Origin of the sequence: Streptomyces sp. MMCC 100 (assembly GCF_041538145.2) — a bacterium.
Lineage (GTDB): Bacteria > Actinomycetota > Actinomycetes > Streptomycetales > Streptomycetaceae > Streptomyces.
Genome location: NZ_JBGORK020000001.1, coordinates 3,077,898 through 3,102,722, shown reverse-complemented (window position 1 = coordinate 3,102,722; position 24,825 = coordinate 3,077,898). Strand labels below are relative to the sequence as shown.

The 24,825-nt window shown below is 71.0% G+C and carries 26 protein-coding genes and 3 pseudogenes; 8 read left to right on the top strand and 21 right to left on the bottom strand.

Annotated features, from left to right (window positions below; genetic code table 11):
• Positions 1–4 precede the first annotated feature (4 nt).
• Both ABS735_RS14325 and ABS735_RS14320 read right to left on the bottom strand, forming a co-directional pair.
• Positions 5–1,486 carry an NAD(P)-binding domain-containing protein gene (locus tag ABS735_RS14325; protein WP_373905797.1) on the bottom strand — a complete coding sequence of 494 codons (1,482 nt, stop codon included), beginning with the start codon at positions 1,484–1,486 and terminating at the stop codon, positions 5–7.
• 34 nt (positions 1,487–1,520) lie between these two features.
• Positions 1,521–1,694 (bottom strand): hypothetical protein, encoded by a 174-nt coding sequence (locus ABS735_RS14320; protein WP_373905798.1) that lies wholly within the window; start codon positions 1,692–1,694, stop codon positions 1,521–1,523.
• 214 nt (positions 1,695–1,908) lie between these two features.
• Between ABS735_RS14320 and ABS735_RS14315 the strand changes: the two are divergent.
• Positions 1,909–2,743, top strand: a pseudogene (locus ABS735_RS14315) (alanine:cation symporter family protein); the annotation flags it as partial.
• 829 nt (positions 2,744–3,572) lie between these two features.
• Positions 3,573–4,112 (top strand): hypothetical protein, encoded by a 540-nt coding sequence (locus ABS735_RS14310; RefSeq protein WP_373905799.1) that lies wholly within the window; start codon positions 3,573–3,575, stop codon positions 4,110–4,112.
• 264 nt (positions 4,113–4,376) lie between these two features.
• Here ABS735_RS14310 and ABS735_RS14305 read toward each other — a convergent pair.
• From ABS735_RS14305 to ABS735_RS14215, 19 genes and pseudogenes are all read right to left on the bottom strand, one after another.
• Positions 4,377–4,541 (bottom strand): annotated as a pseudogene (locus ABS735_RS14305) (pirin family protein); the annotation flags it as partial.
• A 236-nt stretch (positions 4,542–4,777) separates the two neighbouring features.
• Positions 4,778–4,855, bottom strand: a pseudogene (locus ABS735_RS14300) (IS5/IS1182 family transposase); the annotation flags it as partial.
• Between the two features lie 58 nt (positions 4,856–4,913).
• Complete coding sequence (locus tag ABS735_RS14295; RefSeq protein ID WP_016325372.1) at positions 4,914–5,921, bottom strand: SpaA isopeptide-forming pilin-related protein; 1,008 nt, start codon at positions 5,919–5,921, stop codon at positions 4,914–4,916.
• A 37-nt stretch (positions 5,922–5,958) separates the two neighbouring features.
• Positions 5,959–6,747, bottom strand: a complete 789-nt coding sequence (locus ABS735_RS14290; protein ID WP_016325373.1) for an SPDY domain-containing protein — start codon at positions 6,745–6,747, stop codon at positions 5,959–5,961.
• On the bottom strand, positions 6,728–7,285 hold the full coding sequence (locus tag ABS735_RS14285; protein ID WP_016325374.1) for a hypothetical protein: 558 nt from the start codon (positions 7,283–7,285) through the stop codon (positions 6,728–6,730). Before ABS735_RS14285 ends, ABS735_RS14290 begins: the two co-directional genes overlap by 20 nt.
• Positions 7,286–7,307: 22 nt before the next feature.
• Complete coding sequence (locus ABS735_RS14280; protein ID WP_016325375.1) at positions 7,308–8,174, bottom strand: SPDY domain-containing protein; 867 nt, start codon at positions 8,172–8,174, stop codon at positions 7,308–7,310.
• A gap of 29 nt (positions 8,175–8,203) precedes the next feature.
• Positions 8,204–8,842 carry an HAD family hydrolase gene (locus ABS735_RS14275; RefSeq protein WP_016325376.1) on the bottom strand — a complete coding sequence of 213 codons (639 nt, stop codon included), beginning with the start codon at positions 8,840–8,842 and terminating at the stop codon, positions 8,204–8,206.
• Positions 8,839–10,002, bottom strand: coding sequence for an MFS transporter (locus ABS735_RS14270; RefSeq protein WP_016325377.1), 1,164 nt, complete (start codon positions 10,000–10,002; stop codon positions 8,839–8,841). The genes ABS735_RS14275 and ABS735_RS14270 overlap by 4 nt, the downstream gene beginning before the upstream one ends.
• Positions 9,999–11,231: an ATP-grasp domain-containing protein gene (locus ABS735_RS14265; protein WP_016325378.1), complete on the bottom strand. Its 1,233-nt coding sequence runs from the start codon at positions 11,229–11,231 to the stop codon at positions 9,999–10,001. The genes ABS735_RS14270 and ABS735_RS14265 overlap by 4 nt, the downstream gene beginning before the upstream one ends.
• 86 nt (positions 11,232–11,317) lie before the next feature.
• Positions 11,318–12,532, bottom strand: a complete 1,215-nt coding sequence (locus ABS735_RS14260; protein ID WP_016325379.1) for an MFS transporter — start codon at positions 12,530–12,532, stop codon at positions 11,318–11,320.
• The gene (locus ABS735_RS14255; RefSeq protein WP_016325380.1) at positions 12,529–13,017 is read right to left on the bottom strand and encodes a hypothetical protein; all 489 of its coding nucleotides are present in this window, start codon (positions 13,015–13,017) and stop codon (positions 12,529–12,531) included. Before ABS735_RS14255 ends, ABS735_RS14260 begins: the two co-directional genes overlap by 4 nt.
• Positions 13,014–13,862, bottom strand: a complete 849-nt coding sequence (locus tag ABS735_RS14250) for a winged helix-turn-helix transcriptional regulator (RefSeq protein ID WP_042799369.1) — start codon at positions 13,860–13,862, stop codon at positions 13,014–13,016. Before ABS735_RS14250 ends, ABS735_RS14255 begins: the two co-directional genes overlap by 4 nt.
• 35 nt (positions 13,863–13,897) lie before the next feature.
• Positions 13,898–14,314, bottom strand: a complete 417-nt coding sequence (locus tag ABS735_RS14245) for a hypothetical protein (protein ID WP_042799370.1) — start codon at positions 14,312–14,314, stop codon at positions 13,898–13,900.
• Positions 14,315–14,325: 11 nt separating this feature from the next.
• On the bottom strand, positions 14,326–14,772 hold the full coding sequence (locus ABS735_RS14240) for a hypothetical protein (RefSeq protein WP_016325383.1): 447 nt from the start codon (positions 14,770–14,772) through the stop codon (positions 14,326–14,328).
• The gene (locus ABS735_RS14235) at positions 14,769–15,236 is read right to left on the bottom strand and encodes a hypothetical protein (protein ID WP_042799371.1); all 468 of its coding nucleotides are present in this window, start codon (positions 15,234–15,236) and stop codon (positions 14,769–14,771) included. The genes ABS735_RS14240 and ABS735_RS14235 overlap by 4 nt, the downstream gene beginning before the upstream one ends.
• 314 nt (positions 15,237–15,550) lie before the next feature.
• Positions 15,551–16,294: a hypothetical protein gene (locus ABS735_RS14230; protein WP_016325385.1), complete on the bottom strand. Its 744-nt coding sequence runs from the start codon at positions 16,292–16,294 to the stop codon at positions 15,551–15,553.
• A gap of 327 nt (positions 16,295–16,621) precedes the next feature.
• Positions 16,622–17,110 (bottom strand): hypothetical protein, encoded by a 489-nt coding sequence (locus ABS735_RS14225; RefSeq protein WP_016325386.1) that lies wholly within the window; start codon positions 17,108–17,110, stop codon positions 16,622–16,624.
• Positions 17,107–17,667 carry a DUF4913 domain-containing protein gene (locus ABS735_RS14220; protein ID WP_042799837.1) on the bottom strand — a complete coding sequence of 187 codons (561 nt, stop codon included), beginning with the start codon at positions 17,665–17,667 and terminating at the stop codon, positions 17,107–17,109. Before ABS735_RS14220 ends, ABS735_RS14225 begins: the two co-directional genes overlap by 4 nt.
• Before the next feature lie 185 nt (positions 17,668–17,852).
• A complete protein-coding gene (locus ABS735_RS14215) occupies positions 17,853–18,608 on the bottom strand; it encodes a DNA-methyltransferase (protein ID WP_016325388.1) in 756 nt (251 codons plus the stop codon).
• Positions 18,609–19,125: 517 nt separating this feature from the next.
• Here ABS735_RS14215 and ABS735_RS14210 point away from each other — a divergent pair.
• The 6 genes from ABS735_RS14210 (at position 19,126) to ABS735_RS14185 (ending at position 24,823) form a co-directional block, all read left to right on the top strand.
• Positions 19,126–20,241, top strand: a complete 1,116-nt coding sequence (locus tag ABS735_RS14210) for a C40 family peptidase (RefSeq protein WP_016325389.1) — start codon at positions 19,126–19,128, stop codon at positions 20,239–20,241.
• Between the two features lie 87 nt (positions 20,242–20,328).
• Positions 20,329–20,637 (top strand): DUF6112 family protein, encoded by a 309-nt coding sequence (locus ABS735_RS14205; RefSeq protein WP_016325390.1) that lies wholly within the window; start codon positions 20,329–20,331, stop codon positions 20,635–20,637.
• Entirely contained in the window at positions 20,634–21,323 is a 690-nt protein-coding gene (locus ABS735_RS14200) for a hypothetical protein (protein ID WP_016325391.1), read from the top strand. The genes ABS735_RS14205 and ABS735_RS14200 overlap by 4 nt, the downstream gene beginning before the upstream one ends.
• A 16-nt stretch (positions 21,324–21,339) precedes the next feature.
• Complete coding sequence (locus ABS735_RS14195; RefSeq protein WP_016325392.1) at positions 21,340–22,737, top strand: SCO6881 family protein; 1,398 nt, start codon at positions 21,340–21,342, stop codon at positions 22,735–22,737.
• Positions 22,738–22,822: 85 nt separating this feature from the next.
• Complete coding sequence (locus tag ABS735_RS14190) at positions 22,823–24,295, top strand: SCO6880 family protein (RefSeq protein WP_016325393.1); 1,473 nt, start codon at positions 22,823–22,825, stop codon at positions 24,293–24,295.
• Positions 24,296–24,376: 81 nt separating this feature from the next.
• The gene (locus ABS735_RS14185) at positions 24,377–24,823 is read left to right on the top strand and encodes a DUF6238 family protein (protein ID WP_016325394.1); all 447 of its coding nucleotides are present in this window, start codon (positions 24,377–24,379) and stop codon (positions 24,821–24,823) included.
• The last annotated feature ends 2 nt before the right edge of the window (positions 24,824–24,825 follow it).

Genomic DNA, 24,825 nt, shown 5'->3' with positions numbered 1-24,825 from the left:
CGGTTCAGCAGCCGGAGGCGCCGGGTGCGTCGAACTTGTCGGCGGCGTAGGCGGCCAGTTGCAGGGCGGCGGTGTGGTCGATGCCGAGCTCTGTCGCGGCGGACAGAACGGCGTCCGAAGCGGTGGCCGAGGTGCCCAGGTTCTTGGCGGTGACGTGAAGGAGCTGCTCGTGCTGGTCCTTGGTCAGCCCCAGACGCAGAGCGAGTGCCTCTCCTCCGGCGGTCACCGAGCACACCCCGGTCTCGGGCAGCTGCAGTTCGACCGACTGGGCGGCTTCCATGTCGCCGGCGAGAGCGGCGGCGATGGAGCGGACCTGCTCGTATCCGGTGAGCATGAGGAAGGTCGGGGCCCGGCCGTAGCTCTTCATGCCCACGGCGTAGTAGCCAGGTTCGGGGTGGGCCAGTTCGCGGTAGCCGTGCGGGGTGACGGTGCCGCAGGAGTGCTGGTTGGGGTCGATGAGCGGCGCGAGCGCACGGGGCGCGGACATGATCGGGTCGAGTTCCAGGCGCAGCTCGTCGACGATGCCGTAGTCGGGCCGGAAACCGGTGGCCGCGACGATGCGGTCGGCGGTGAGCGTCTGCTCGGTGCCGTCCAGGCCACGAGAGACGAGCTCGACCTGGTCGCGCGAGGGGTCGTCGCCCAGGCGGCGGACGGCGTGGGTGCGGAAGTTGGCGGCAAGAGTCACGCGGCCGGTTTCCACGAGCATCTTCAGGCCGGAGCCGATGGCGCCGCGCGCGGGGAGTTCGTCGTCGCCGCCACCACCGAAGGAGGCGGCCGGGTCGGCGCCGCGGATGGCCCAGGTGATGGTGGTGCCCGGTGCGGTGTCGGCCAGCTCGGCCAGGGCGAGCAGAGTGTTGGCTGCCGAGTGGCCCGCGCCGACCACGACGGTATGACGGCCGGCGTGCTGGTCGCGGTCCGCTCCGAAGACGTCGGGCAGGCCGTGGTTGATCCAGGCGGCGGCGTCCTGCTCACCGTGGGCGGGCAGGCCATTGGCGCCGACGTGGTTCGGCTGACGCCAGGTGCCCGAGGCGTCGATGACGGCGCGGGCCGGCACTTCCTCACCGTCGGCCAGGCGCAGGACGAACGGGGCCGCGTCCCGGCCGGCGGTGCGCAGACGGTCAATGCCCAGCCTGCTGATGGCGGTGACCTCGGCGCCGTAGCGGATATGGGAAGCCAGCGCGGGAAGTTCGGCCAGCGGCTGGAGGTACTGCTTGACGAGATCCCCGCCCGTGGGCAGGGCGGAAGCGTCGGGCTCCTCCCAGCCTGCCGCCGCGAGCAGCCGACGGGCAGCGGGATCGGTGTTGAACTCCCAAGGACTGAAGAGCTGGATGTGGGACCAGGCCTGCACAGCCGTCGCAGCGGCGTCTCCGGCTTCTACGACGACGAAGGGGACGCCGCGTTCGGCCAGGTGCGCGGCGGCGGCCAGCCCGACGGGGCCGGCGCCGATCACGGCGACTGGTAGGCGGTCGGAGCTGAGGTCAACCACTGTGCGGTGTCCTTTCACGAAGGGAGGGCGGCAGTCAGGCATCTCGCGTGGGATCGGACGAGGCAGCCGCGAGATCCTCGGCGGTGTCCGCCTGCTTGTGCTGTTCGCTGCGCTGCGCGGCCCGCCGCCGAAATTCTGCGATCGCGGCACAGCAAGAGCCGGCCTGCTCGGCGTCGGGGTCGGGGTCGGGGTCGGCGGAGTCACTCATCGGAATCGGCTCCTGTCGCGGCGGCTCGGAGGGCGACGCGGGAGCGAGCACATCACAACCGCCTATATAGATAAACAACGAATCAGACTTCCACCCTCACCCTTGCTTCGATGAATGTCAACCTCACGCCACAGCCTGCCAGGGTGTGACGAGCGTCACTTCGCGCCGCGTTGCGCGGGCGACCCGCGTCGGGTCAATCTCGATACATGTCGAAACAGCGGGGGCAGTGCACTACCTCCCCGAGGGACTGGCCGAGCGCTTCGGCAAGAACGGCAAGACCCTCGGCAAGGTCCTCGCGGTCCTCGCCTCCTTCCTCATCCTGTTCTTCGGTCTCTTCGGCGGCAACCTCTTCCAGGTCAACCAGTCCTACGCCCAGCTGGTCTCGGTCACCGGCGGCGAGGACGGCGTGCTCGGCTCCTCCGCCGGCGCCCTGTTCTTCGGCATCCTGATCGCCGCCCTCGTCGGCATCGTGCTCCTCGGCGGCATCCGCTCCATCGCCAACGTCACCAGCAGGCTCGTGCCCGCCATGGCCGGCATCTACATCGTCGCGTGCCTGATCGTGATCCTTGCCAACGTCACCGCCGTCCCCGACGCCGTCGCCTCCATCGTCGAGGGCGCGTTCAACCCCGAAGGCGTCGCCGGCGGCGTCCTCGGCGCACTGATCATCGGCTCCAAGCGGGCCGCCTTCCCCAACGAGGCCGGCCTCGGCTCCGCCCCGATCGCCCACTCCGCGGTCAAGACCAAGCACCCCGCCAGCGAGGGCCTGGACGTACCTCTTCGGCCGCAGCCGGGCCAGCGAAGTGACCTACAAGGTCGTCTACACCGTCTTCGCCGTCGCCGGTTCACTGCTCACCCTGCAGACCCTGATCGACATGGCCGACGCCTTCCTCTTCACCCTCGCCGTCACCAACATCATCGGCCTCTACCTCCTCGCCCCCGTCGTCAAGCGCGAACTCGGGAGCTTCCTGGAATTCGTCCGTGCCCGGAACGCGGGAGAGAAGATCGACAACGGCGACGACGACCAGGAGCCGGTGAAGACCACCGTCTGACCACTCACACGGCCCGGCTCCTCAGGAACGGGCCCGTGCTCACCCTGCGCCTGGGTGAGCACGGGCCCGTTCACCACTCTCACCACGCCTGCATCGCAATGCTCGACGCCACGACTTCGGCGAAGCCCGATCCCGACACCGGTCCCGCGTCGGCCATCGTCTCCAGCCCGACCGGCGGCCGTCTCCTCGCGGTCAGCGTGACACCACGCTCGACCTCCTCCGGCTTCGCTGCAGCCGAGGTGGGGCCCGATTGCCTTCTCCGGTCCCGTGAGAACCGGACCCACCCCCCCCAGCACGGCAGATGTCGTCCTCGCCGAGCGGGCGGTCCTGCACTTCGCAGGTCGCTGGGACGCCGCACGAAGAGAAACCGCTCGTCGGTTCCGGGGGCCACCGCCGGTGGCGACAAGCGTTGGCGCACCCTCGGACTACAGAAATTCCTGCAGCATCTGGCACACGCCCCCGGTCGGGCGAGCGCTACTGTACGACGCAATGGCATGAGGTGCTTCGACACGACGACCCGGGGGAAAGACGCCGACACGACGGAGTAGGCCACAAGGGCCTGGAATCCGCTTGTGACGACTTCGCGGACTCTTGGGATTACGGGGCAGCCCACCAAACTCACCAAGGGCGTGTCGAAGTTCGCCAACAAGGTCGCTGAAGAATTCACGAAATTCGACCAGAAACTGTACGACGAGCTTCAGAAGGCGCGTGAGGCAGAAGGAGAGAAGTGGGCCTTCGACGACACCTCAGGAAGTTCCTGGACGAGACCGGAGAGGGTGGTCGGCCTGGCGGGTCCCCGCACGCACCGAGCGCCTCTGGTGAAGCCGAAGTGTCCTTCACGACAGAGGTCCCGTGGCCGTCGCTGTGGAAGTTCGCGCAGTTCGCGTACATCGCCGAGCAGTACGGCTACCGCTACACCGGCCTGGATCCGGAACTGCAGGATTCCGGCACACCGTTCTTCGTCTTCCGACGCCTGCCGGACGCGCGCGAGCGCGCCACTCGTACGAGAGAGCGGTATCCCGACGCCCCCGAAGACGGTCGGCTGCCAGGTATGCGTGCATGGCCTGTGCCCGTACTGACGCTGCCGAAGGCACAGAGCGAGGTGAAGCTGCTGCATGCCCGGATCGCCATCGATTACTACGGTGCGCTGGGGCGGCAGCGTATGCGCCCGTGGCTCATCGGTATTCCGGTGCTGTTCCTGCTCTTTCTGCTGGTGAACGGCGAGCTGCATGCGACAGGGCTGCGTGTCGCGGCCGGTATGGTCGCGGCCCTGCTCATTGCGTTGGCGGCTTCTCGGATCTTTGCGCGCCGTCGCCGTGCGGCTCATGAACGGCTGCTTGAGCGGTCCGGTATCCGTTGGCCGCCGTGACCGCGGTCTGCGTGTCGAAGACGAAAGTCCGCCCGATGTGTGCGAGGCGCTCGCTGTAGGAGCCCAGAAGGTAGACCGAGGCAAAGGGTTAGCAATTGTCCTGCCACAGTCACCCACAGCTGAACACACCCTCGACGGGCACGGCGCAACGCATCGGGCTTGCAGCACACCCAGCCGTCCAGCGCCCGCGAAGAGCCTGTGAAGGTCGACACAGGACGGCTGGTCCCTACCGGCCGTCACCGGCCCGTCAGTCATTCCCGCAGGTCAACGAACCCTTCCTCGCGGCTTCAGCGGCACCGGAGGCAGCACAGGGGCAGGCAGCGGGGCGCCGTCGTATCCCTTGACCTCTCCGAACCGTGTCCCTTCCATCCAGTCCCGCCGGGCCTGCACGATCTCCTCCTGGGAGCGCCCGATCCAGTTCCAGAACATAGCGAATCCTGCACACATTTGCGCAGGTCAGCGGTGTTCCGGATCGACGACGGTGAGCAAACTGTCGTCATCGGTCCTGGAGGGGTCAGCAACCGTGAGTGCCACTGGCTTGGTTCGTGGGATGGGTTCGTTTTTCAAGGAGTGTGAGCATCCGCGGTCGCGGTGGTCGAAGTGCCCGCACGCGTACAAGGTGCGGTATCGGTCGGCGGCCGGGAAGCAGGTGAAGGAGTCCGGGTCCTCCCGAACTGCACCTCGGTCAGACCCGCAAACGGCTCGATCCACTTCGGATCATCTGCTGAGATCACCCCACCCATGCCCGACCAACGCACCAGCCGCACCATTGGTTACGGGACAACCTCTAGGGCGGATGGGTCAACTCTCGGTGGAGCCATCGTCGCTGGCGTTGTCCGTGCGTCGGCGGCGGGACAGTACGAGGGCACCTGCTCCTGCGGCGGTCAGGGCTGCGGCGCCGCCGATCAGCCACGGGGTGGCGTCAGCGCCGGTATGTGCAAGCGAGCCCGCAGTGGCAGGGACCGCGGTACTCGGGGCGGTCTCGTCGGCTGTCGGGGTCCCCGAGACGGGCGCAGTCGGCACATCCTCATCCGCGCCGTGCTGGTTCGGGGTGGGCTTGGCGGTCGGCTTCTCAGCGGGCTTGCCTGACGGCTTTTCCTTGGGCGGCGGGGTGGTGGCGGTCCTGGCGTGGGTGACGGTCACGGTCACGGGGTCGCCCGGCTTGGCCTTGAACTCCTTCGAGGGCTCGTAGATGTGGTAGCCGGCGGGGGCCTTGATCTGCTTGACCCAAAAGACACTGCCTGTTGATGTGTTGACGGGGAGCTTGCCGCTGGCCGTGCCGTCGGAGCCGGTGGTGAGCGTCAGGAGGGTCTTGTTGCCGCTGCCGATGTTGACCGTGGATCCGGCCAGCAGCTTGCCGGTCTTGTCGTCCTTGGCCCGCACGAGGACGCTGGCGGCTTTGAACGGGTCGACGATGGACAGCTGTGTGGTCGCGCCCGGGGTGACGATGACGTCCTGGTCGGGGACGACCTCGTGAAGTCGGCTGCCCGAAGCCGTCTCCTTGAGCCGGTAGATGCCCGGCGCGAGGTCGGGGAAGGTCAGCTTCCCCTGGGCGTCGCTCTGGCCTCGTCCGGCTTCCTGACCGGTGGAGTCGAGCAGCAGGAATGCGACGCCGGGCAGGGCGTCTCCGGCCTGGTCCTTCGTGGTGATCTCGATGGTGCCGGCGTCCGGGGCCGGGGTCTGCGCTGGAGCGGCGGAGGCCGAGGGGGTCGGTTCGGAGGGCTCGGCGCTGGCGGTCGGCGCCCAGGTCAGGGTGCCGGCCGCCGCGACGGCGACGGCAGTAGCGGATCGGACGAATCGTGCGGGCACGAGGAAAGGGGCTCCTTGGGGCAGGGGACACGGAAGGTCATCGGGTGTGGCCGGAGGCCGGGGCGGGAGGTAGCGGAGCGACGGAGGGGTTGCTGTGCGGTTGCCTGCCTGTCGCAGTGGCGACGTAGAGGGCACGGCGGGTCTGGGTGGGGACGTCCTGGACGGTGCGCCGCAGTGGTTCGGTGGAGATGAGCGAGGCGGTGAAGGCAGCGACGAGCGTGGTGGGCGTGCCGAACGAGAAGCGCGCCGTCCAGTGCGGTTCACTGGGGTACCCGCCCCACGCCCGCCAGGACGGCTCGCTGGAAGCGCCGGTGGCATAGCGGTGGCGTACACCGCCGAGTCCCTCCGGGGTGAGGAAGGTCTGGGTGCCGTCGGTCTTGACGCCGTGGCTCCAGCCGCGGGTGAGCAGCAGCGCGTACGCCTCGTAAGGCGGTGTCCCGTCCTGGAACAGTCGCTTCTGGGCGCTGTCCCCGTCCTGGAGATAGAGGTCGAGCAGCTCGCTGTGGACGTCGTGCAGGATTTCTGCGGGAGTGGTGGCGTCGAAGGTGATCCGCCAGAAGGGCGGGGTGAACGGGGCCCGGTGGGCGTTGACCGTCCATGTGCCCTTGCCGGGCTTGTCGGGCTGGGGGTCGAAGGTGGTCTGCAGGCGGAGGCACGGGCTGAATGCGGTGGCCGTGCCTGCTTCGGTCTGGGCGAATGTCCAGCCCTCCTCGATGGGGAAGGCCCACACGGTGCGGGGGTCGACGGAGCCGGGGCCGGCGAGGTGGCGCGGCAGAGCCTGCACGCTCTGGGCCGGGTCGAGGCTCTCAAGGGGGTGGGTGAGCACGGGCGGGGCTCCTGCGGAGGAAGGGCGGACTGCTGGGGAAGGGGCGCGGCTCAGCGAGTGCGGGCGCCGCCGCGCGCGGCCGGCGGGGCGGGCGCCGTGTGCGTGCTGCTGTGGGGGCCCGGTCCGGCGCAGACGCCGCCCATGCCCCGGGGAACCAGACAGTGGTGTACTGCTCGATGGCGTCGCGGAGCCCGGTGAACTCAGCTCCCTCCCAGGGTGGTTGACCGGGACGGTGGTACTTGTTGAAGGTGCCGTGCATGGAGTCGTTCAGGGCCCTGTTGCTGGTCACGTCGCGGCGGTGGAAGGTGTCGTGGTCCAGGAAGCTGAGGGTGACCGCATCGATTGCGCCCCGTTCCGGGGGGACGACCGCGAGGCGTAGACCGCCGTACGTGTCCGCGTAGATAGTGCGGGTGAAGTCGATGCGGAGCCGAAGGTGCGTGCCGGCAGTCGGCGCGGCGAGGTAGGTGTTGCCCACGACGGCGTGGTCGTGGAAGGGGAGGCGGAGTTCGGCGAAGAACTCTGGGGCTTGCAGGGGCAAGGAGGATCTCCGGTCGGGCGTGTTATCGGCGCGGGCCGGGCAGGGCTGGTCGGCTGATGGTGCTCCAGCGCGGGACGCTGGCCGCGGGCAGCGCAGGCGGGCGGCGGGAGGAGACGGCCCGCTGCACGTCGAGCGGAGTAGGAGCGGCCGGGCCGGGCGGGAGGATCGGCGTGAGCTGGGCCATCCCCTTGATGTAGCTGGAGGTCGCCTGGCGCCACCGGGGCAGGGGTGCCGGATCGGCGACGCACTCGGTGACGGCGGTGAGCAGGGCGATGGGGGTGTCGGTGCTGGCCGTGGCGTACCAGATGGGCCGGTCGATGGACGTGCCCGCCCACAGCTGCCAGCGGGCCTCGCGCGTGGTCAGTTCGGTTTCCGGATCGAGGTCGCCGGTGGTGAACTCCATCCCGGCGTGCCCGTCCGGGGCCTGGACCGCGAGGACGCCCCAGCGTGGACGGTCGATCTCCCAGCCCTGTTTCAACAGAGGGACGACCGCGAGGAAGGGATCGTGCTCGTCGATGCTGTAGACCGGCCGGGCAAGGTAGGCATCCGGTCCCTGCTCGTATGCCGTGGCCAGGACCGTGGTGAACGCCTGGACGAACTCGGTGGGGACGCGGTCGTTGAAGCAGACGCCCCACGCGGGCGGTCCGAAGGAGTCCTTGTAGGCGTTGATGCGCCACAGTCCGTCGTCGTCGCCCTCGGGCAGGTAGCCCAGGCGTACGCGCCGGTCAGGAGCACTCACGTACACGTTGGAGTCCTCGTCCTGCCGCAAATCCCAGCCGAGGTCGAGCAGTGGGGCGAGGGCGGGGTCGCCGGTTCCGGTGGTGGAGGCGAGGTGGCGCGGGGAGACGTAGACGTCGCCGTCGATGGTGTCGTGGTCGTGGTGAGGCACTGATTCCTGGAGGGGGTGAGGAAGGCGGGTCAGTTCGCGGGGTGCAGGGCGGCTGCGAGGTCGGTGGAGCGGCCGGTGTAGTGCAGGGTGCGCAGCCCCAGGCGGCGGGCGGCGTGGCAGTTGTCGGCCCGGTCGTCCACGAGGAGGACGCGGTCGGGGCCGGCGGCGCCGGTGGCGTTCAGTGCGTGCTGGTAGGCGGCCGGGTCGGGTTTGCAGACCTGGAGCCGGGCCGAGTAGAGGGCGTGGGTCATCAGGCGGCGCCATGGATGGCGGTCGAGGACGTTGCTGAGGTGGCGGGGTGCGTTGGACAACAGCACCAGCGGTAGCCCGGACGCGTGGGTGTGTTCCAGGACTTCGACGACGCGGTCGTCGGTGGACGTCCACATGTCGGTGTCCGCCTCGCGCAGTTCACGCAGCCGGCGGGCGCCGGGGTGGTGGCCGAGGACTGTGGCCCAGTAGGCGAGATCGCTGAGCTGGCCGGCGTCGTAGGCGGGGCGGGCGTTCCAGAAGGCGTGCTGGAAGGCCGGGAGGTCGTTCTCGGGCCACAGGGCGGTGCGGGCCAGGCGGAGCCACTGGTCGGTGGTGGGTTGCAGGCCGATGACGCCGTTGTAGTCGAGGATGGCGGCGTCCAGTCCCGGGTGAGCGGTGGTGGGTGTCGAAGCGGTCACGGGGTGGTGTTCTCCAGGGCGCGGTGGGCGAGGACGGCGACGGCGGCTGCGAGGGCGGCGGGCAGCAGCAGGGCCGTGGACAGGGTGGTGGCGCTGGCCAGGGCACCGATGAGGGCCGGGCCGGCGAGGAGGCCGAGGTAGCCGGTGGCGGTGACCCTGGCCACGGCCCTGGCGCCGCCGGCTCCGGCCGCGGTGATGAGCGACGGGACGGTGGTGGACAGGCCGAGTCCGAACAAGGCCCAGCCGGTCAGCGCCAGGGGGGTGCTGGTGCCGGTGGCGCCGATGGTCAGTCCGGCCGCGGCGAGCACCGCTCCGGCCCGTACGACGGTCGGCGCGCCGAAGGCTGCGGTGAGCCGGTCTCCGGCCAGCCGTCCGGCGGCCATGGCCGCGCTGTACAGGGCGAACGCGAGGGCACTCGCGGCCGTCGGGGCACCGAGGGCGTGGAGGTGCACGGCGGCCCAGTCGGCGGCGGCCCCCTCCCCCAGCAGGCTCGCTGCCGCCAGCGCGGCCAGAAGCCAGAGCCGTCCCGGCGACGGGAGGAGCGGCCGCTCCTCGTGGGGATCGGTGCCGTCGCGTGCTGTCGGGTGGTGGTCGGTGCCGCTCAGGCTGCGGGTGGCCCGGACAGCAGCGACTGCGGCGCAGGCGAGAAGGACTCCTGTGCTGGTGAAGAGGATGCTGTGCGGGGTGTGGGCGGTGGTGGCGGCCAGGGCCGCGCCGGCCAGGGCGCCGAGGGAGTAGGCGGCGTGGAGGGCGGACATGATGGGCCGGCCCATGGCGTTCTGGCAGTTGACGGCCGCGGTGTTGGCGGCGACGTCAAGGACACCGTGGGCGAGGCCGAAGGCGACTGCCGCCGTCAGCAACGTGGACAGGCTCCCGCTCTGGCCCAGCAGGACGAGGCATCCGGCCAGGGAGATGGAGCCGGCGGTGAGCAGGGCCGGCAGCCGAGCCGGACGGGCGCAGCGGCCTCCGACCTGGAGCCCGGCGACCATGCCGACGGCGGCGGCCAGCAGGACCAGGGCCAGCCCTCCGGTGCCGAGGTGGGCCGCCTCCTGCACGGCGGGCATCCGGGCACCCCACACCGCCATGATCATCCCGAGGCCGAGGAAGTACCCGGTCAGGAGGGCCCGGCTGCCCGGCCCAGCCGCGAACGCCCCGCTCACGCCGCGATGCTGGTCGGGCCGACGACCGCGGTGACGTCACCCGCGGCCTGGTCGGCACGTGCGCGCGCCTGTACACCGGTGCTACCGGTGGTGATCAGGTAGCCGATCCTGCCCGTGTACAGGTTTCCTCCGTCGGCGGGCAGGAGGAGCTGGTCGCCGGGGCTGCACTGGAAGTGCAGCCGCTCCAGCCACGTCGGGCGGGCCCCGTCATAGCTGAGATGGGTGAGGGTGCCCGAAGTGATCGGGTAGAGCAGCCGGATGGCAGCTGCCGAGGACCTGGTCGGCGTGAGGTCGGGTATGCGGTCGCAGGCGATGTCGGCGGCGGCACGGGCCAGGTCGATGCCGGTGGCCAGCCGCACGAGGTGACCGATCATGTCACCGGCGAGGCGGGCGTTGACCTCGATGAGGCGGGGCCGTCCGTCGACCATGCGCATCTCGACGTGGCTGACGCCGTCGGTGATTCCGAGGGCGGTGAGCGCCGCCCGGGCGGCCGGGGCGACGGCCTCCAGGAGCGGGTCGGTGGCGTCCACCCTGTGGGCGAGCTGCTCGAAGTGCGGGGGCGGGCTGAGGGTCTTCCGGTTGACCGCGACCACCGTGGTGTTGCCGCGGTGGGTGACGCACTCGACGGAGATCTCCGGCCCGTCGAGGTACTCCTCGACCAGCACGCTCGTGTTCTCCGCGTCCTGCCCGGCCGTGCGTTCGGCTGCCTGGTAGGCCGCCGTGAGCTGGTCGCGGTCGTCGGCGCGGAGCACCCCGATGGCGCCCGCGTGCGCGGCCGGCTTGAGCACCACCGGATACCCGACCCGTTCGGCGGCAGCTTCGGCCTCCTGGCGGGAGCGGACGCTCACCGATGCGGCCGAGGGCACGCCGTGGCGGGCGAACAGCGTGCGGGCGGCGGCCTTGTTGCGGCAGGCCCGCATCACCTCGGGCGCGCTGGTGGGCAGGTGGAGCTGTCGGGCGAGACGGGCGACCTGGACGAGGTGCCACTCGCTCCAGGTGACCACCCCGGCCAGGTCGTAGCGCTCGGCCAGGGTGCGGCCGGCGGCGGACAGCGCGGCCTGGTCGGTCAGATCGGGTACCACCACGCAGTCCCGGATGAAGGGCACCTCCCAGGAGGGTTCCTCGGTGGTGACCAGGACGACGTCATAGGCCGCGGCAATGGACTGCAGGCAGTAGCCGCGGTATCCCTCGTCGGGAGGGGCGACGACCAGAGCGACAGGACGGGACAAGAAGGAACTCCTCAATATGGACAGGGGGATGGGCCGGCCTGGTGGCGTCGGCGCTGAGCCGGTGGCTGTGTGCGCCCCGGCTGCGGTCAGGCGGACATGACCGGCATCCGGCGCAGCCGGGCGAACGCGATGGCCAGGCCGATGGTTTGCAGGAGGGCAGCGGTGGTGATGGCGTGCCCGAGATGGGCTGTGGGGAGGGCTGCGACGAGGAGTCCGGCGGCGGGGTAGGGCAGCAGGAGCAGCAGGATCGTCACGGCGAGGGTGCTGCCGAACACGTCGGCCGGAATCACGTGCGAGCGCACCGTGCGCAGGACGACGGCGAGGCCGCCTTCACCGGCCATCAGGACGGCGATGAGCAGGAAGTAGCCGCGGTAGGTGTCGGCGTGGGCGACGGCGAGCGTCGCTCCGGCCGCCACGGTGGCGGCCGTCGCGCCGGCCGGCCACAGTCCCCAGCGGTCGATGGCCCAACGGGAGGCCGTGACAGCGAGCAGGGAGGTGACCGCGGCGGCGGACCAGACGAGTCCAGCGTCCGCGCTGGAGTGGTCCAGGTCGGTGACGACGATGACCGGCACGGCGGCCTGCAGCAGGGCGACGGCACCGTTGGAGACGATCAGGCCGCCCACGAGCCAGGCGAGCGCCGGCAGGCTGCGCAGCGTCGTCCACCCAGCGCCCAGCCCCCGCCGGGTGTCCCGGTCCACCGGGGCGGTGCCGTGGCGTGGGCCGAGGGCTGCGGCGAGGAGGGAGAACAGCGCAAGGGTGGTGAGCATGGCGGCGGGTCCACCGTGCTCGATGAGCAGGCCGGCTGCGGCGGGCCCGGCCAGGGTGGCGGTCTGGTCGATGGTGATCAGCGTGGACTGCACACGGTGCGCCCGCACACCGGCGACCCGGCTCGCCGCGCCGCCGGCGGTCTCGGCCGCCACGTAACTGCACTCGGTGAGCGCGCCGGTGAACGCGGCGAGCAGCAGGACCGTGACCGTCGCGACGGTACTGCGGGCATCCCCCATGGCCAGGGCGCCGGCCGCGAGGAGTGTGACCACGGCCCGGGCCAGGGTCGCCGCCCTGAAGAGGCGGGCCGTGCCGAAGCGGTCGGTCAGCGTCCCCGCGACGGTGAACGCGCCGATCCGTGGCAGCCACTGCAACGCGAAGGCCAGCCCGGTCCACGCCGCCGAGCCGGTGGCGGCCAGGACCAGCAAGGGAACGCCGTAGGTCGTCATCGCGGACGCGGCGGCATCGGCCCCGCGGGGCAGGTAGAGCGTGCCTGCCAGGGCTGACGGTGGGCGTGGGGCGGCTGGTGGTCTCACGCGGCGATGCCGTACGCGCTCTGCTGCGGCTGGGGCTGGTGGTGGGTGTCGGCCCACTCGGTCAGCAACTGCTGGATGTGATGCAGGCTGGCGTCCACCTCGCCGTCCTGCTGGCCCGGCTGGGTCGTGGTTGGGTCGGCGAGCAGGGCGAAGACGCGGCGGATCCGTTCGGCGAAGGTGCTGACCGCGTGGGGGTAGTTGTGGTGGCGTGCCCAGCGGGCCGCGGTGTCGTAGAGGTCGGCGAGGTCGCGGCCGGCCTCGGTGAGCCCCAGGCCCGTGTGGGAGCGGTCGAGGAGGCTGAGCGCGTCGGCCTTTTCGACGGCCTGCCTGATCTGTGCGGTGGACAGGGCGGTCAGGGTGCGGGCCAGGGCGCGGGATGGGATGGCGCCGTGGTCGTCGATCTCGCTGATCAGGCGGATCAGGCCGGCCGAGGCCAAGGCCGTTCCCATGTGCTGGAGCTGGTGGCGGGAGTGGGCGGGGTTCATCGGCGGATTCCTCCGGTCGGCAGGGCGGCTATGGGGCGGGCCGGGACGGCGTGGGAGAACAAGTCGGTGCTGTTCCACGCCGTGCGGTCGGTGGGCGGGCCGACCGCCACAGCCGCGCGGGCGGCTGGTGCTGGGGTTCGGTTCTGGTGGCTGACCCAGGCCCGTGAACCCTGGGCGGTCGTCTGCCGGCCCCAGACGGGGTGCCGGGCGGCCTGGGTGAGCGGCTGTCCCGCCGACCAGGCGGACAGGGCACCGAAGACCCGCCCGAGCCCTTCGCCCGAGACGGACAGGCGGTAGGGGTGTCCGGTGCCGTCGGTGTCGACCAGTCCGTCGGCGACGAGCTGGCGCAGCGGTGGATAGATGTTGGTCCAGTTCCTGTCGGGCATGACCGTGCGGGCCAGGGCCCGGCCGCTGGTCTCCCCACGGATCTTGAGCGTCCACAGGATCGGGGCGGCGTGCCGCCGGGTGAGCAGGGTGAGGCTGTCCTCGATCTGGTCGATCGCGGGCAGTGGCTGCTTCGGCTCCAGGTACTGCTCGGCCCAGGTGGCGATCACGGGAAGCACCGGCAGCAGTGTGGTGGCCCGGTCGGTGTGGGCGTAGGTGACGTGCCGGGCATCGTGTTCGGTGCGCTGGACGAGTCCCGCGTCGCACAGGTTGCGCAGCACGAGGTGGACCTTGCTGTTGCTCAGCCAGGCGACCTTCCGCGCGGTCTCGGTGTAGCGGGCCGGTGGGCCGGACAGGGCGAGCAGGACCCGCATGTTCCACCGCGGTGTGATCATCGCGAGGGCCTCGCAGACGCGGGCGAGATCGGCGTCGGTGGCGGGCGGCAGACCGGTGTGGGACAACGCAAAGACTCCTGTGGCGTCAGGCTGGGATGGGTTCAGCGACTCGGCGTAGCGCTTGTGGCCGGGAAGGCGGGTGCCGGGGCGGCCGGGGCGGGGACCGCGGAGGGTGTCGGCTCGGTCGGGGTGAGGCGCCCCAGGCTCTGGAGCACGGCCCCGGCGGTGTGGGCCTGGGTGTCGCGGACGGCGACGGCTTCGGCGAGGCGGCGTGCGCAGTCGAGGAGGTGAGACACCTCGTGCCCGCTGATCTGCCGTTGCGGGTGGATGAGTTGGGTGATGCGGTCGCGGTGATAGGTGATGCTGTGTTCGGCGTGGCGGAGGCCGTGGTGCATCGCGAGGAGCGCGGCGAGCATGCCGGGCGGCTGGTCGCGGGCATGGGCTTCGAGGTCGGCGAGCGGGGCGCCGTACAGGTCCTCGATCTGGCGCGCGGTGTCGGTGGACGTCGGGTGGGGCAATCAAGGGGCTTTCAAGTGCGGCGGGCCCGGGCCGTCCCGGCACGCTGGGGTGCCGGGACGGCCTCAGGCAAGAGGGTGGTCACCGTCGGCTGTGACAGACGGATGGACCGCGGCTGTTCGACGGGCGGCATGCTGCGCAGCAGATGGTCGAGTGCGCTGCGGTAGCCGTTGCGGGCATCCAGCGCAGCCTCCAGCCAGTACGCGTCCTCCCGCAGATCGTCCGCGGACGCGGACAGGTCGTTCATGTCCCGCTCGGGGTCCATGGCCTGGCGGACGCGGTCGCGAACCCGGGCGACCTGTTCCTCGGCCAGGGCGAGGAAGGAGCGCAGCTGAAGCGCCCGGGTCAGGGCGACCGGAGCGTCCGGGCCTGTGGCCGTCTCGTACAGGTCGGCGACGGGAGCGCCGAAGACGTCGGTCAGCCGGCCGTCCGCGGAGCTGGGCCTGGTTGGTGAGGTCACCGCACCGCGCTCCGTCCTGGCTGTGCCGTGGTCGCGGGACGGGGCGGTGGGGTGGTCGGTACGGCCGGGCCGTACCGGCGCGTTCCGCGGTTGTGGGCCCGCCGTTCGGCGGCCAGGTCCTGCTGGCCGGCAGCGTGGGGGTCCAGCGCCCATCGGACGTACATGGCCCGCCCGTCGCGTGCGGTCACGGCCGCATCGACACGCTCGACCAGGTCTTGTGTCGGGCCTTCGGCGTCAGGATGCGGGGTGTCCAGCACGGTGAGCAGATCGTGCTCCGCGCGGTCGAGGGCCGCCTGGGCTTCGAGGAGCATTCCGTGCCACTTGACCACGTCCGTGGCCGCGGGGTTGGCGGTCGGTGCGGCGGTCACGGCCGCCTGCAGCTGATCCATGCTCATCCCGAACCGGGCCTCGATGTGTTCGGTGAGCACGCCGACCACATCGGCGCCGATTCCGTCGTCGGACAATGGCTTCTCTTTCCTGTTTCCATTCTCGGGACTGGACGGGTTCGCCGGCATGGCAGATCTGCTGCCGGGCTGCTGAGGCAGGCTCAGCTGCCGCACACCAGCGCATGGCGGACGGTGAGCGATGCGGGCATCGCTACTGAAAGGAGGGATCGATGTGAACGCATACGGAAGAAACCTCCATCGGGCAGAAAGCTGTTACGGAAAAGGACCGTCGAAGGACGACTTCTGCGGCCGGTAAAAGAGTCCGGAGAAACGCCGGTTTGGCCAACCGGCGATCGTCGGATATGTTGCGCCGCCCGCGTGAGGCTGAGCGCTCAGCGCGAACGGCCTGGCGGGCGCGGGGCAGGGGCCTTGGCGGCACCGGCCGGGCGGCCGGCGGTAGCTGCCAGGCGGACCGGCGGCAGAGGGTCGGCCTCGCCGGAGAGGCGGTCGTTGCACCACTGCAGGGCCTCACCGGCCGTGTCGAAGCCGCCCTCGCGCAGGGTTCGCGTCCACCTCTCGGTATCGACCTCCTCGACCACCACGCGGAAGGGGCTGGGGGCTTGCTCGTCTCGGGCACGCAGAACCACGACGATGACCATGTCGTCCGGGTCGTCGCTGGTGTAGGAGTGGCCCATGGCGTAGTGGTCACCGTCGCCGACGAGGCGGCGCTCCAATGCTTGCGTGGCCTCGTCCGCCGGGGGCGGGCCCAGTTGCGGGTCGAGACTGATGGCGTCGGGTGAACAGCCCCGGTGGATGAGCCAGGACTGAGCCATCGCGGGCAGCGGCAACGGGGCCCGCTCGAAGCTGAACGTCTGCTTTTCGCTGTCCCGTTGCAGATGCACGGCGAGCACCTGGGCCATGCCGGGGTGTCCCCAGGTGGCGGTGCGGTCGAACAGCACGTAGTAGCTGTGCGGGCCGTCGTGGTGTTCGGCGAGGGGGACGAGCATGTCCTCGTGGACTGCGACCTTGCGGTAGAAGTCGAGGTGTCGCTCCTCGTCGGAGTCGAGGTCGTCCAGCTCGAAGTCGACGTGAGGGATGGGCTTGCGGGCCGACGCCGGTTCGGTGGGGGACAACAAGAGCCTTTCGGTGGAGTTCGGCGCCGCTTCGCCGGAGTGGACGGTGATGCGCCGGGGCGAGCCGAACTTTTCGGCGCATGCCTCGTGGGAGTCCGGCGGGCGTCGAGCAAGGCGGCTCGCCCGGCCTCGCTGAGGAAGACGGGCGGCCGGCGTGCGCAGGGGGGCTGGTGTCCCGGACGATCAGGCCGGCGCGTTCCAGCTTGTGCATCTTGGGATAGGGGATGCGGGCGCCGGAGGAGGCGGTTACGGATGCCTTGCCGGACAAGAGGTGTTCGTGGAGCTCGGCACGGCCGGCCGTGGCGAGCAGTGCCGCGTGGTCCCACGGGGTCAGCGGGCGAAACGGTGGGCGGGAGTGGCTGCGGGGCGGGGCAGGCCGGGCATCGCGGACGGCAGCGGAACCGGCCGTGGTGCCGGAGGTGCGGCAGCCAGCTGCGGTGACCGGGAGCGGGCCGCGTGTGTGCGGGCGCTCAGTGGCCGGCGGGGCATCCCCAGGCGGCGGCCGACCTCGTCGTAGACGTCGTTGTTGGCCCGGGGGCGGACGGCGACCACGTGTGCCTCCCGCCGGTAGGTCACCGACTCCGGAGACGGGCGCAGACGGTAGACGACCCGCCACTCCTTGCGGGCGTCCACCACGAGCTTCCGGTAGCCCTCCAGGTCGCCGGTGAGGTGGCTGCCGAAGCGCTCGGCGTTGACCACCTCCTGCAGCTGAGCGAGGGCCAGGTCGCGGATGTCACCGGGGGCCTGGAGGAGGTCGGTCAGGGCACGGGGATCGAAGCTCAGGCCGAACGCCGGCCTGGAGGGCTGCCTCTGGTTCACGAGGCCAGCTCGTACGATTCACGCGTACCGGATGCTGGTGGCGCCGTCTTCTCCGAGCGGACCGAGGGCGGCGGGCCGGGCAGAAGCCGGTGCGCGGGCCGCTCCGGAGAGGTCATGCAGGCCGACAGCGGGCCGCCGGGGGCGCGGACCGCCGCGACGGCGTGGGTGAGGAAGTCCCGGTGCCACACGAGCAGGCCGGAGAGCCCGGCTTCGGGGTCCCGGTGCTGCTGGTAGGCCAGCCACAGGGCATGCAGCCAGGCCACGACGTCGTCGTGCTCCTGCCAGCGCAGGCACCACGGCGACGCTGTGGTGACCTCCGCGCCGTAGACGGGGAGCAGGAAATCATCGACCCAGTCGGACAGCGCGTCGAGTTCGTCCTCGTACTCCTCGCCTTCCAGTTCCAGGATGGGGCGCGGTTCCGGCGGCGTGGGCGGGGGCGGGCCGGCGAAGGCGGGCATGCCGAACGCCGCGAACGGCGCTCCGCCGGGGCCTGCGGGAGATGGCGGGGCCGAGGAGAGGTGGTCGAGTTGCTGGGCCTGCTGCGCCGACTGTTGCATCAGCCGTCGCACGCTGGCCTCGATGCCCTCCAGCTGGGTATCCGGAACGCGGACCGGTTCCATCTCCCCGTCGGTGGGGGGTTCTACAGATTCAGACACGAGAAGGAACGACCTCCTGAGAGCCGTGAAGGGTGAGAGCGAAGGCGCCGCCGGGCGGCTGACCGTTCGGTGACGTGGGGCCCGGGTCAGGTGACGAGGGCGACGTCGTCCCGGGTGAGGGTCTGGCGGACCGTCTGGGTGAGCCGGTCGGCCGCGACGGAGGCATAGTGCTCGGTCTTCTCCACACCGATGAAGTCACGGCCCTCCAGGAGAGCGGCGACGCCGGTGGAGCCGGAGCCGGCGCAGAAGTCGAGGACCGTGCCGCCCGGCGGCGAGATCTTGACCAGCTCGCGCATCACCTGGACCGGCTTCTGGGTGATGTGCTGCCGCTTCGCCCCGGAGGGCTGGGAGGCGGAGTAGAGACCGGGCAGGTAGACCGGATTGCGGGAGGCGTCGATCGCCCCGTTCGAGGCCCAGACGACGAACTCGCAGTTCTGGGTGAAGCGGCCCTTTTGGGGCCGGGCCTGCGGCTTGTGCCAGGCCAGCACACCGCGCCACAGCCAGCCCGCCGCCTGGATCGCGTCGGTGGTGACCGGCAGCTGGCGCCAGTCGGTGAACAGCAACGCCGTCCCGCCCGTCTTGGTCAGCCGGTGCGCCTCGGTCATGATCTGCGTCAGCCAGAACCCGTAGCTGCGCTGGTCCATGTTCTCGCCGGTGAAGTCGGCCAGGGTGTGCTTGGCATCGGCGGAGGTGTACTTCTGCTTCGCCGACCGGCTCGTGCGTTCCTTCGCGGTCCGTCCGCCCGAGTTGTACGGCGGATCGGTGATCACAGAGTCGACGCAGTCGTCCGGCAGGCCGGACAGAACACTCAGCGCGTCACCCTGATGCAGGGAGAAGGGCAAAGAGAAACCCCGATTCGGGTAGGGGGTAAGGGGGAGATACCCGTCGCTCCAGAGAATTCCCGCAGGGCGTGAAGCGGGCGTGGAGAAGCACACGGCGCCGCGGACCGGGGAGGGCGAGGGGAGTCATAAAACTGTAGAGGCGAAAGCGTCGACGACCAAGAAGTAGCCTCCGGAGGTGCCGGATTCCGGCACCCCCATACCGGTTTTTTGGTCAACCGCCAATTCGCGCCTACTGTTTTTGAACCGCCCGGCGAGCACCGCCGCCGACGCCTTCCCACCACCCCCATACGGAAATACTCCCTTGCCCCGGCACACCTGAATTCCCCCGGGCCCCGCGGACCGAGCGGCAACTCGTCCGCACCTCCTGGCCCTCGCGATTGCCCACCCCGGCCGCCGTGTTGCCTTCCACCTTGGGCGCATATGCGGCGCACCGGACACCGTCTGAGAAGGAGATCTTCGTGACGTCCCGTTACCCGCCCCCGTCTGTCCGTCCTGCTGAGCGCGGGGGCCAGGCCGGTTGAAGGCGCTCGCCGCCGGCATCGGCGTCGTCGTCCTCTCCCCGTTCCTCCTCGGCGGCGCGGCCATGATGATGGCCACCTCCAGCGAAGCCGCCGCCCAGAGCAGCGCGTTGTTCCAGTGCCTGCCCGACCTGGACACCAGCAAGGTCACCGAGCAGATCACCGAGATCCTCAACGGCGCGGACGCCTCGGACATCCGGATCGAGGGCCTGGACCTGCCCGGTGAACAGATACCGAACGCCCAAACCATCGTCGCCACCGGGATCAGCCTCCAGGTGCCCGAGCGCGGACAGGTCGTCGCCCTCGCCACCGCCCTGCAGGAATCCAGGCTGCGCAACCTGGCCTACGGCGACCGCGACTCGCTGGGCCTGTTCCAGCAACGCCCCAGCCAGGGCTGGGGAACCGCCGACCAGATCCGCGACCCCATCCACGCCTCCACACGCTTCTACGAGGCGCTGGTGCAGGTGAACGGCTGGCAGCAGATGACCGTGGCCCAGGCCGCCCAGGCCGTGCAGCGCTCCGGCTACCCGGACGCCTACGCCCAGTGGGAGCCGCTGGCCACCGCCCTGCAAAAGGCCATCGCCGCCACCTTCCCCACTACGGGAGACGACCCCGAGCAGAGCACCGGCAACGCTCCCCCGGTGTCCGGCTGCACGACGGCAGACGGCTCGTCCTTCGGGAAGATCCCCGAAGGCACCGTCCCGAAGGGATACGAGATCCCCAAGGACGCCGACCCGCGCGCCCGCACGGCGATCGTCTGGGCGATGCACCAGCTCGGCACGATGTACCAGTGGGGCGGCACGTGCACCGCACCCCATGGCCGCGACCCGATGGGCCGCTGCGACTGCAGCTCCCTGATGCAGCAGGCGTACGCCAAGGCCGGCGTCCCGCTCACCCGCACCACGTACACACAGGTCGGCGAGGGCAAGGCCGTCTCCGTGAAGGCCATGCAGCCCGGCGATCTGATCTTCAGCCGCGGCACCGCCGCGCGTCCCGAGCATGTCGGCATGTACCTGGGCGAGGGCCTGGTCATCGAGGCCCCCCGCACGGGCAAGCCCGTGCGCATCACGCCGCTCAAGGACTGGGACGTCCTCGCCGTGCGCCGGGTCATCTAGCGCCGCCTCCAGCGCCGTCCTCTCCTCCCCTTCCCCCCTGTTTCGGCCCTCCCTGGCCTGCTCACGCAAGGAGCCCCTGCCCCGCCCATGACTCCACTCGCCGACCGTCTCTATCTCGCTTTCGATCCCGGGATCTCCCCGAAGGGCGGCGGCCTGCCCGGACTCGCCGTCCTGAAGAACGTCGTCAACTCCATCAACCTGTTCGGCATCATCGCGGTGGTCGGCGCCCTCGCCGTCAGCCTGGCGGTGTGGGCCTGGGGCCACCACACCGGTGGCCACCAGGCCGAAGCGAACGGGAAGAAGGGGGCGACCGTCGCCGCCGGCGCCGCCCTCGGCCTCGGTGCCGCCAACGGCATCGTCGCGTTCTTCTCGGCCCTGGGATCGCAGGTCCAGTGAAGAACCGCTTCTCCCTGTCGGCGTTCGGGATCGGCTGGTCGGCCAACCGCCGCATGCTCGTGATCGCCGCCGTCCTCGCCGCGCTGCTCGCCCTCGCGGGCGTCACCGCCTACGTCACCGGTCACCACACGCGGCAGACCGGGCCTGCCGGTCAACACGAGTCGTCAGCACCGTCCAGCTCGATGCCGGCCAACCCGGCTCCCGCCGAGTCGACTCCGGGGGCCGGATCGGTGCCCCGGCCTCCACGGCTCTCCGATCCTCTGGCCTTTGCCAAGGCCGCAGCCGCGATGCTGTGGTCCTACGACACCCGCGACACCAGCCGTGAGCAGCAGCTTGCCGGCATGAAGGCGTGGATGACGAGGGAGGGCCAGTACAGCGACTGGGCGTCCATCTCCGCGCAGATGCCCGACCCGACGCTGTGGTCGCGGATGGCCGACCAGCAGCAGCACGCCACCGCCCACGTCGCCGAAGGCCACTATCCGGCCGCGTTCAAGCAGGCCCTGGCCGAGGACCCTGCCGCGATCACCGAGGCGTACATCTACGCCGTGACCGTCACCGGCAAGCAGACCATCGCCTGGGCCAAGGGCGGAGGCGGGGCCGAAGACCGTTCCCTCACCCTCGCCGTGCAGTGCCATCCGTCGGCCGACTGCTCGCTCGTCGCCGTCGCCCCGCGCGTCGCGCCCTGACCGAAAGGAGTCCCCCATGGGGTTTTGTGATCTCCCCCTCGCGGACAAGGTCTGCGCGGTGGGTGAGGCCGTCGACTTCGCCTCCAACCCTGGCAGAGCCATCGGCGACTGGATGGCGAAGAGTGCCGGTGAGCTGGCCGCCGCCGCGGCCGACCTCGCCGCCGAGGCGGTCGATGTCACCACGCGTGTCGACCTCAACGCGGGCTGGTTCCGCGACAATTACGAGACGATCCTGCCCATCGGGCTGGTCGTGCTGGTGGCGACGTTCTGCGCCCAGCTCGTGCGCGCGGCGATCCGCCGCGACGGACAGGCCCTCACCCAGGCGTTCACCGGGACAGCGTCCGGGGTGATCTTCGCGGTCGCCGCGATCGCTCTGACCACGGTGGCGATCGAAGTCGTCGACGCCCTGTCCGACGGCCTGTTCAAAGCCGCGAACACCGATATCGCCTCGGCGGTGCGCCGCATGGTCAAGGTCGGCCAGATTCCCGGACTCGCCGGACTGGGCTGGCTCGTCGCGGTCTTCGCCGCCCTCGGCGCCACCATCGGCGCCGTCCTGTACTGGTGCGTGATGATGGTCCGCAAGGTCGGCATCCTGGTCCTGGTCACGCTGGCGGTGTTCGCCGGGGCAGGGGGCGGCTGGGAGGTGGCCCGCCGCTGGCGCAAGGGCTGGATCGAGGCCACCGCCACCCTCGTCGTCTCCAAATTGCTGATGACGATCATCTTCGTTCTCGGTGTCGCCGCGATGGGCAAGACCGAGGCCCAGGACGGGCTGGCCGCACTCGCCGATGTCCTCTCCGGCATGGTGATCATGGTGCTGGTGATGCTCTGCCCGTACGCGACGTTCAAGTTCGTGCACTGGGCCGCCGACGGCTCGGACGGTGAGACGCTGCACCGGGCCGGCGGTGCCGGCGCTCAGCTCGCCAAGCAGCACGCCGAGCGTACCGGGAAGAAGGCTGCCGCCATGGCCGCCACCGCCTCGACCGGCGGTGCGGCGGCCGGCGCCGGCGCGGGAATGGCTGCTGCCCCGCAGGGCCCCGATGCCGTCCCCGGGGGCGGCGGATTCCCCGGCGACATCGCCTCGGGGACGGCCGGCGCGGAGGGGTCGGCAGAGGGGAGCGCGGGCGGCGAATCGTCCGGCACGGGCTCCCCCATGGCCGGTCTGAAGAAGGTGGTGCAGCCGGCTCCGACCAGTGTCGCCGACGACACCAGCGGCCAGGTCGGCGGCAGCCCGGCTGGCGGTCCGGGCGGCGGGTCCGGGCCCGGATCTCCTCCGGTACCCAGTCGCGCCGGTGGGTGGAATTCCACGCCTCCGACCACCACGCCTCCGCCGCAGGGCGCCGCACCGCCCCCCAGCCCGCAGGCCGGCGCCGAACACCGCACGCCCTCCGCGCCGCCGCCTCCGGCCGACGCCTGACCGGCCTGTCCATGCCCGGGGGCGGGAGGCCTGACCTCGCTCCCGCCCCCGGGCCCCGCCCGCGCCCTCTGGACCAGCCTCTCCCTTGTCTGATCTCTCCCTCGCCCCGGTCACGGTGAAATTCCCGCACCGCTCACGCCGCGGCATCCTCCTCGGCCTCTCCCTGGCCCAACTCATCCTCGTCTCCGCCGCACTGGGACTGCTCCTGGTGACCGTGGTCCTCACCGGCCTGCTCGGTGCTCTGGCGCTGACCCCGCTGTGGGCGGCCGTCGCCGTCCTGGTGGTGGTCCGCCGCCACGGCCGGTCCCTGATCGACTGGGCCCCCATCGTCACCCGCTACGCGATCCGTGCCCGTACCGGACAGTTGCTCTGGCTGGCCCGGCCGGTCACCCGGCCCCGGCAGGACGGCATCCTGCACCTGCCCGGAACCGCCGCCTCACTGAAGGTCGTCACCCCCGGCGACTCCGCCAACGGCGCCGCGGCCGTCCACGACCCGCACCATCAGACCCTGACCGCCGTCGCCCGCGTCACCTCCCGGGCGTTCGCCCTGCTGGACCCGTCCACCCAGAACGCCCACGTCAAGGGCTGGGGCCGTGCGCTGGCCGGCATCGCCCGCGCCGGGCACGTCGCCACCGTGCAGGTCCTGGAGCGCACCGTGCCCGACTCCGGCGACACCCTCACCCGCCACTGGACGCAGCACGGCCGGCCCGACACCCCGGTCGCCGGACGGGTCTACGAAGAGCTGGTCGCCTCCGCCGGCCCGGCCGCCGCCCCGCACGAGACCTACCTCGCCATCTCCCTGGATCTGAAGGCCGCCAGGCGGCTCATCTCGCAGGCGGGCGGCGGCCTGCCCGGCGCGTTCACCGTCCTGGAGCAGACCACCTCCTCCATCGCCCAGGCCGCCCGCAACGCCGGCCTGATGGTCACCGGCTGGCTGTCCGCGCGGGAGATCGCCGCCGTCATCCGCACCGCCTACGACCCCGGCGCCCTGGCCGCCCTGCAGCAGTGGTCCGACACCGGCCGGGCCGAAGCCGACCCCGCCGCCGCCGGGCCCGTCGTCCAGGTCGAGGAATACGACCGTCTCGCCACCGACACCGCCCGCCACGCCACCTACTGGGTGGAGAACTGGCCCCGGACGGAATCACACGCCGGGTTCCTGCACGGCCTGATGTTCACCGCTGGCGTCCGCCGCAGCCTCTCCATGATCTACGTGCCCCAAGGACTCGAGTCCGCGCTCCGCGACGTCCAGCGCAAGAAGGCCGCGATCATCGCCGACGCCAACGAACGCGCCCGCCGCGGACAAGTCGACTCCGAGGAAGACTCCGTCGAATACGCCGACGTCAAAACCCGCGAACGCCAGCTCATCGCCGGCCACGCCGATGTCGCCCTGACCGGCCTGGTCACCGTCAGCGCCGACACCGACGCCCTCCTCGACGCCGCCTGCGCACAGATCGAAACCGCCTCCGTCACCGCCGGCGTCGACCTGCGCCGCCTCACCTACCAGCAACCCAGCGCGTTCACCCTCGCCGCCCTCCCCCTCGCCCGCACCGCCCTGTAACCCCCAGGGGAACGGACTCGGCACCGGGGCCCGCCCCTCACCTTCGACGTCGCTCAACCCTCCCTTCACGCAAGGACTTTCGTGACAACCAACCGCGCACCCACCACGCACCCCTACCTGCGCGCCGCCACGGCCGGAGTCCGTCACCACACCCGTGCCCTCGACCGCTCCGTGCTGGAGCAGCCGGTGGACCGCGCCCATCTCGACGTACTCCACGCCCACGTCACCGATCTGCACCGGCTCCTCGACCGGCTCGCGGAGGCGGCACGCCCTGCGCACCCCGGCGCAGGCAGGCACCTCGCTACCGCCCATACCCGGCTGTGGCAGGCCAGTGCCGAAGTGCACTCGGCCTTCCACCTCCTGCCGACCGAGTTGACGGATTCCACCGAGTGCCGGCCCGAGCAGCTGCCCGAAGGACCGCCGGTCCTCACCATCTGCCAGCGGCACCTGGCCGCCGGTCACACGGTCCGCCGCAAGACCACCCCCACCGACCTGAACCGCCCCCGCACCACCGCACGCGAGCGATGAGC

Coding starts and splice junctions, on each gene's coding strand:
- ABS735_RS14320 (WP_373905798.1), bottom strand. CDS start 1,694: ATGAGTGACTCCGCCGACCCCGACCCCGACCCCGACGCCGAGCAGGCC.
- ABS735_RS14255 (WP_016325380.1), bottom strand. CDS start 13,017: ATGAACCCCGCCCACTCCCGCCACCAGCTCCAGCACATGGGAACGGCC.
- ABS735_RS14220 (WP_042799837.1), bottom strand. CDS start 17,667: ATGCAACAGTCGGCGCAGCAGGCCCAGCAACTCGACCACCTCTCCTCG.
- ABS735_RS14205 (WP_016325390.1), top strand. CDS start 20,329: ATGACTCCACTCGCCGACCGTCTCTATCTCGCTTTCGATCCCGGGATC.
- ABS735_RS14195 (WP_016325392.1), top strand. CDS start 21,340: ATGGGGTTTTGTGATCTCCCCCTCGCGGACAAGGTCTGCGCGGTGGGT.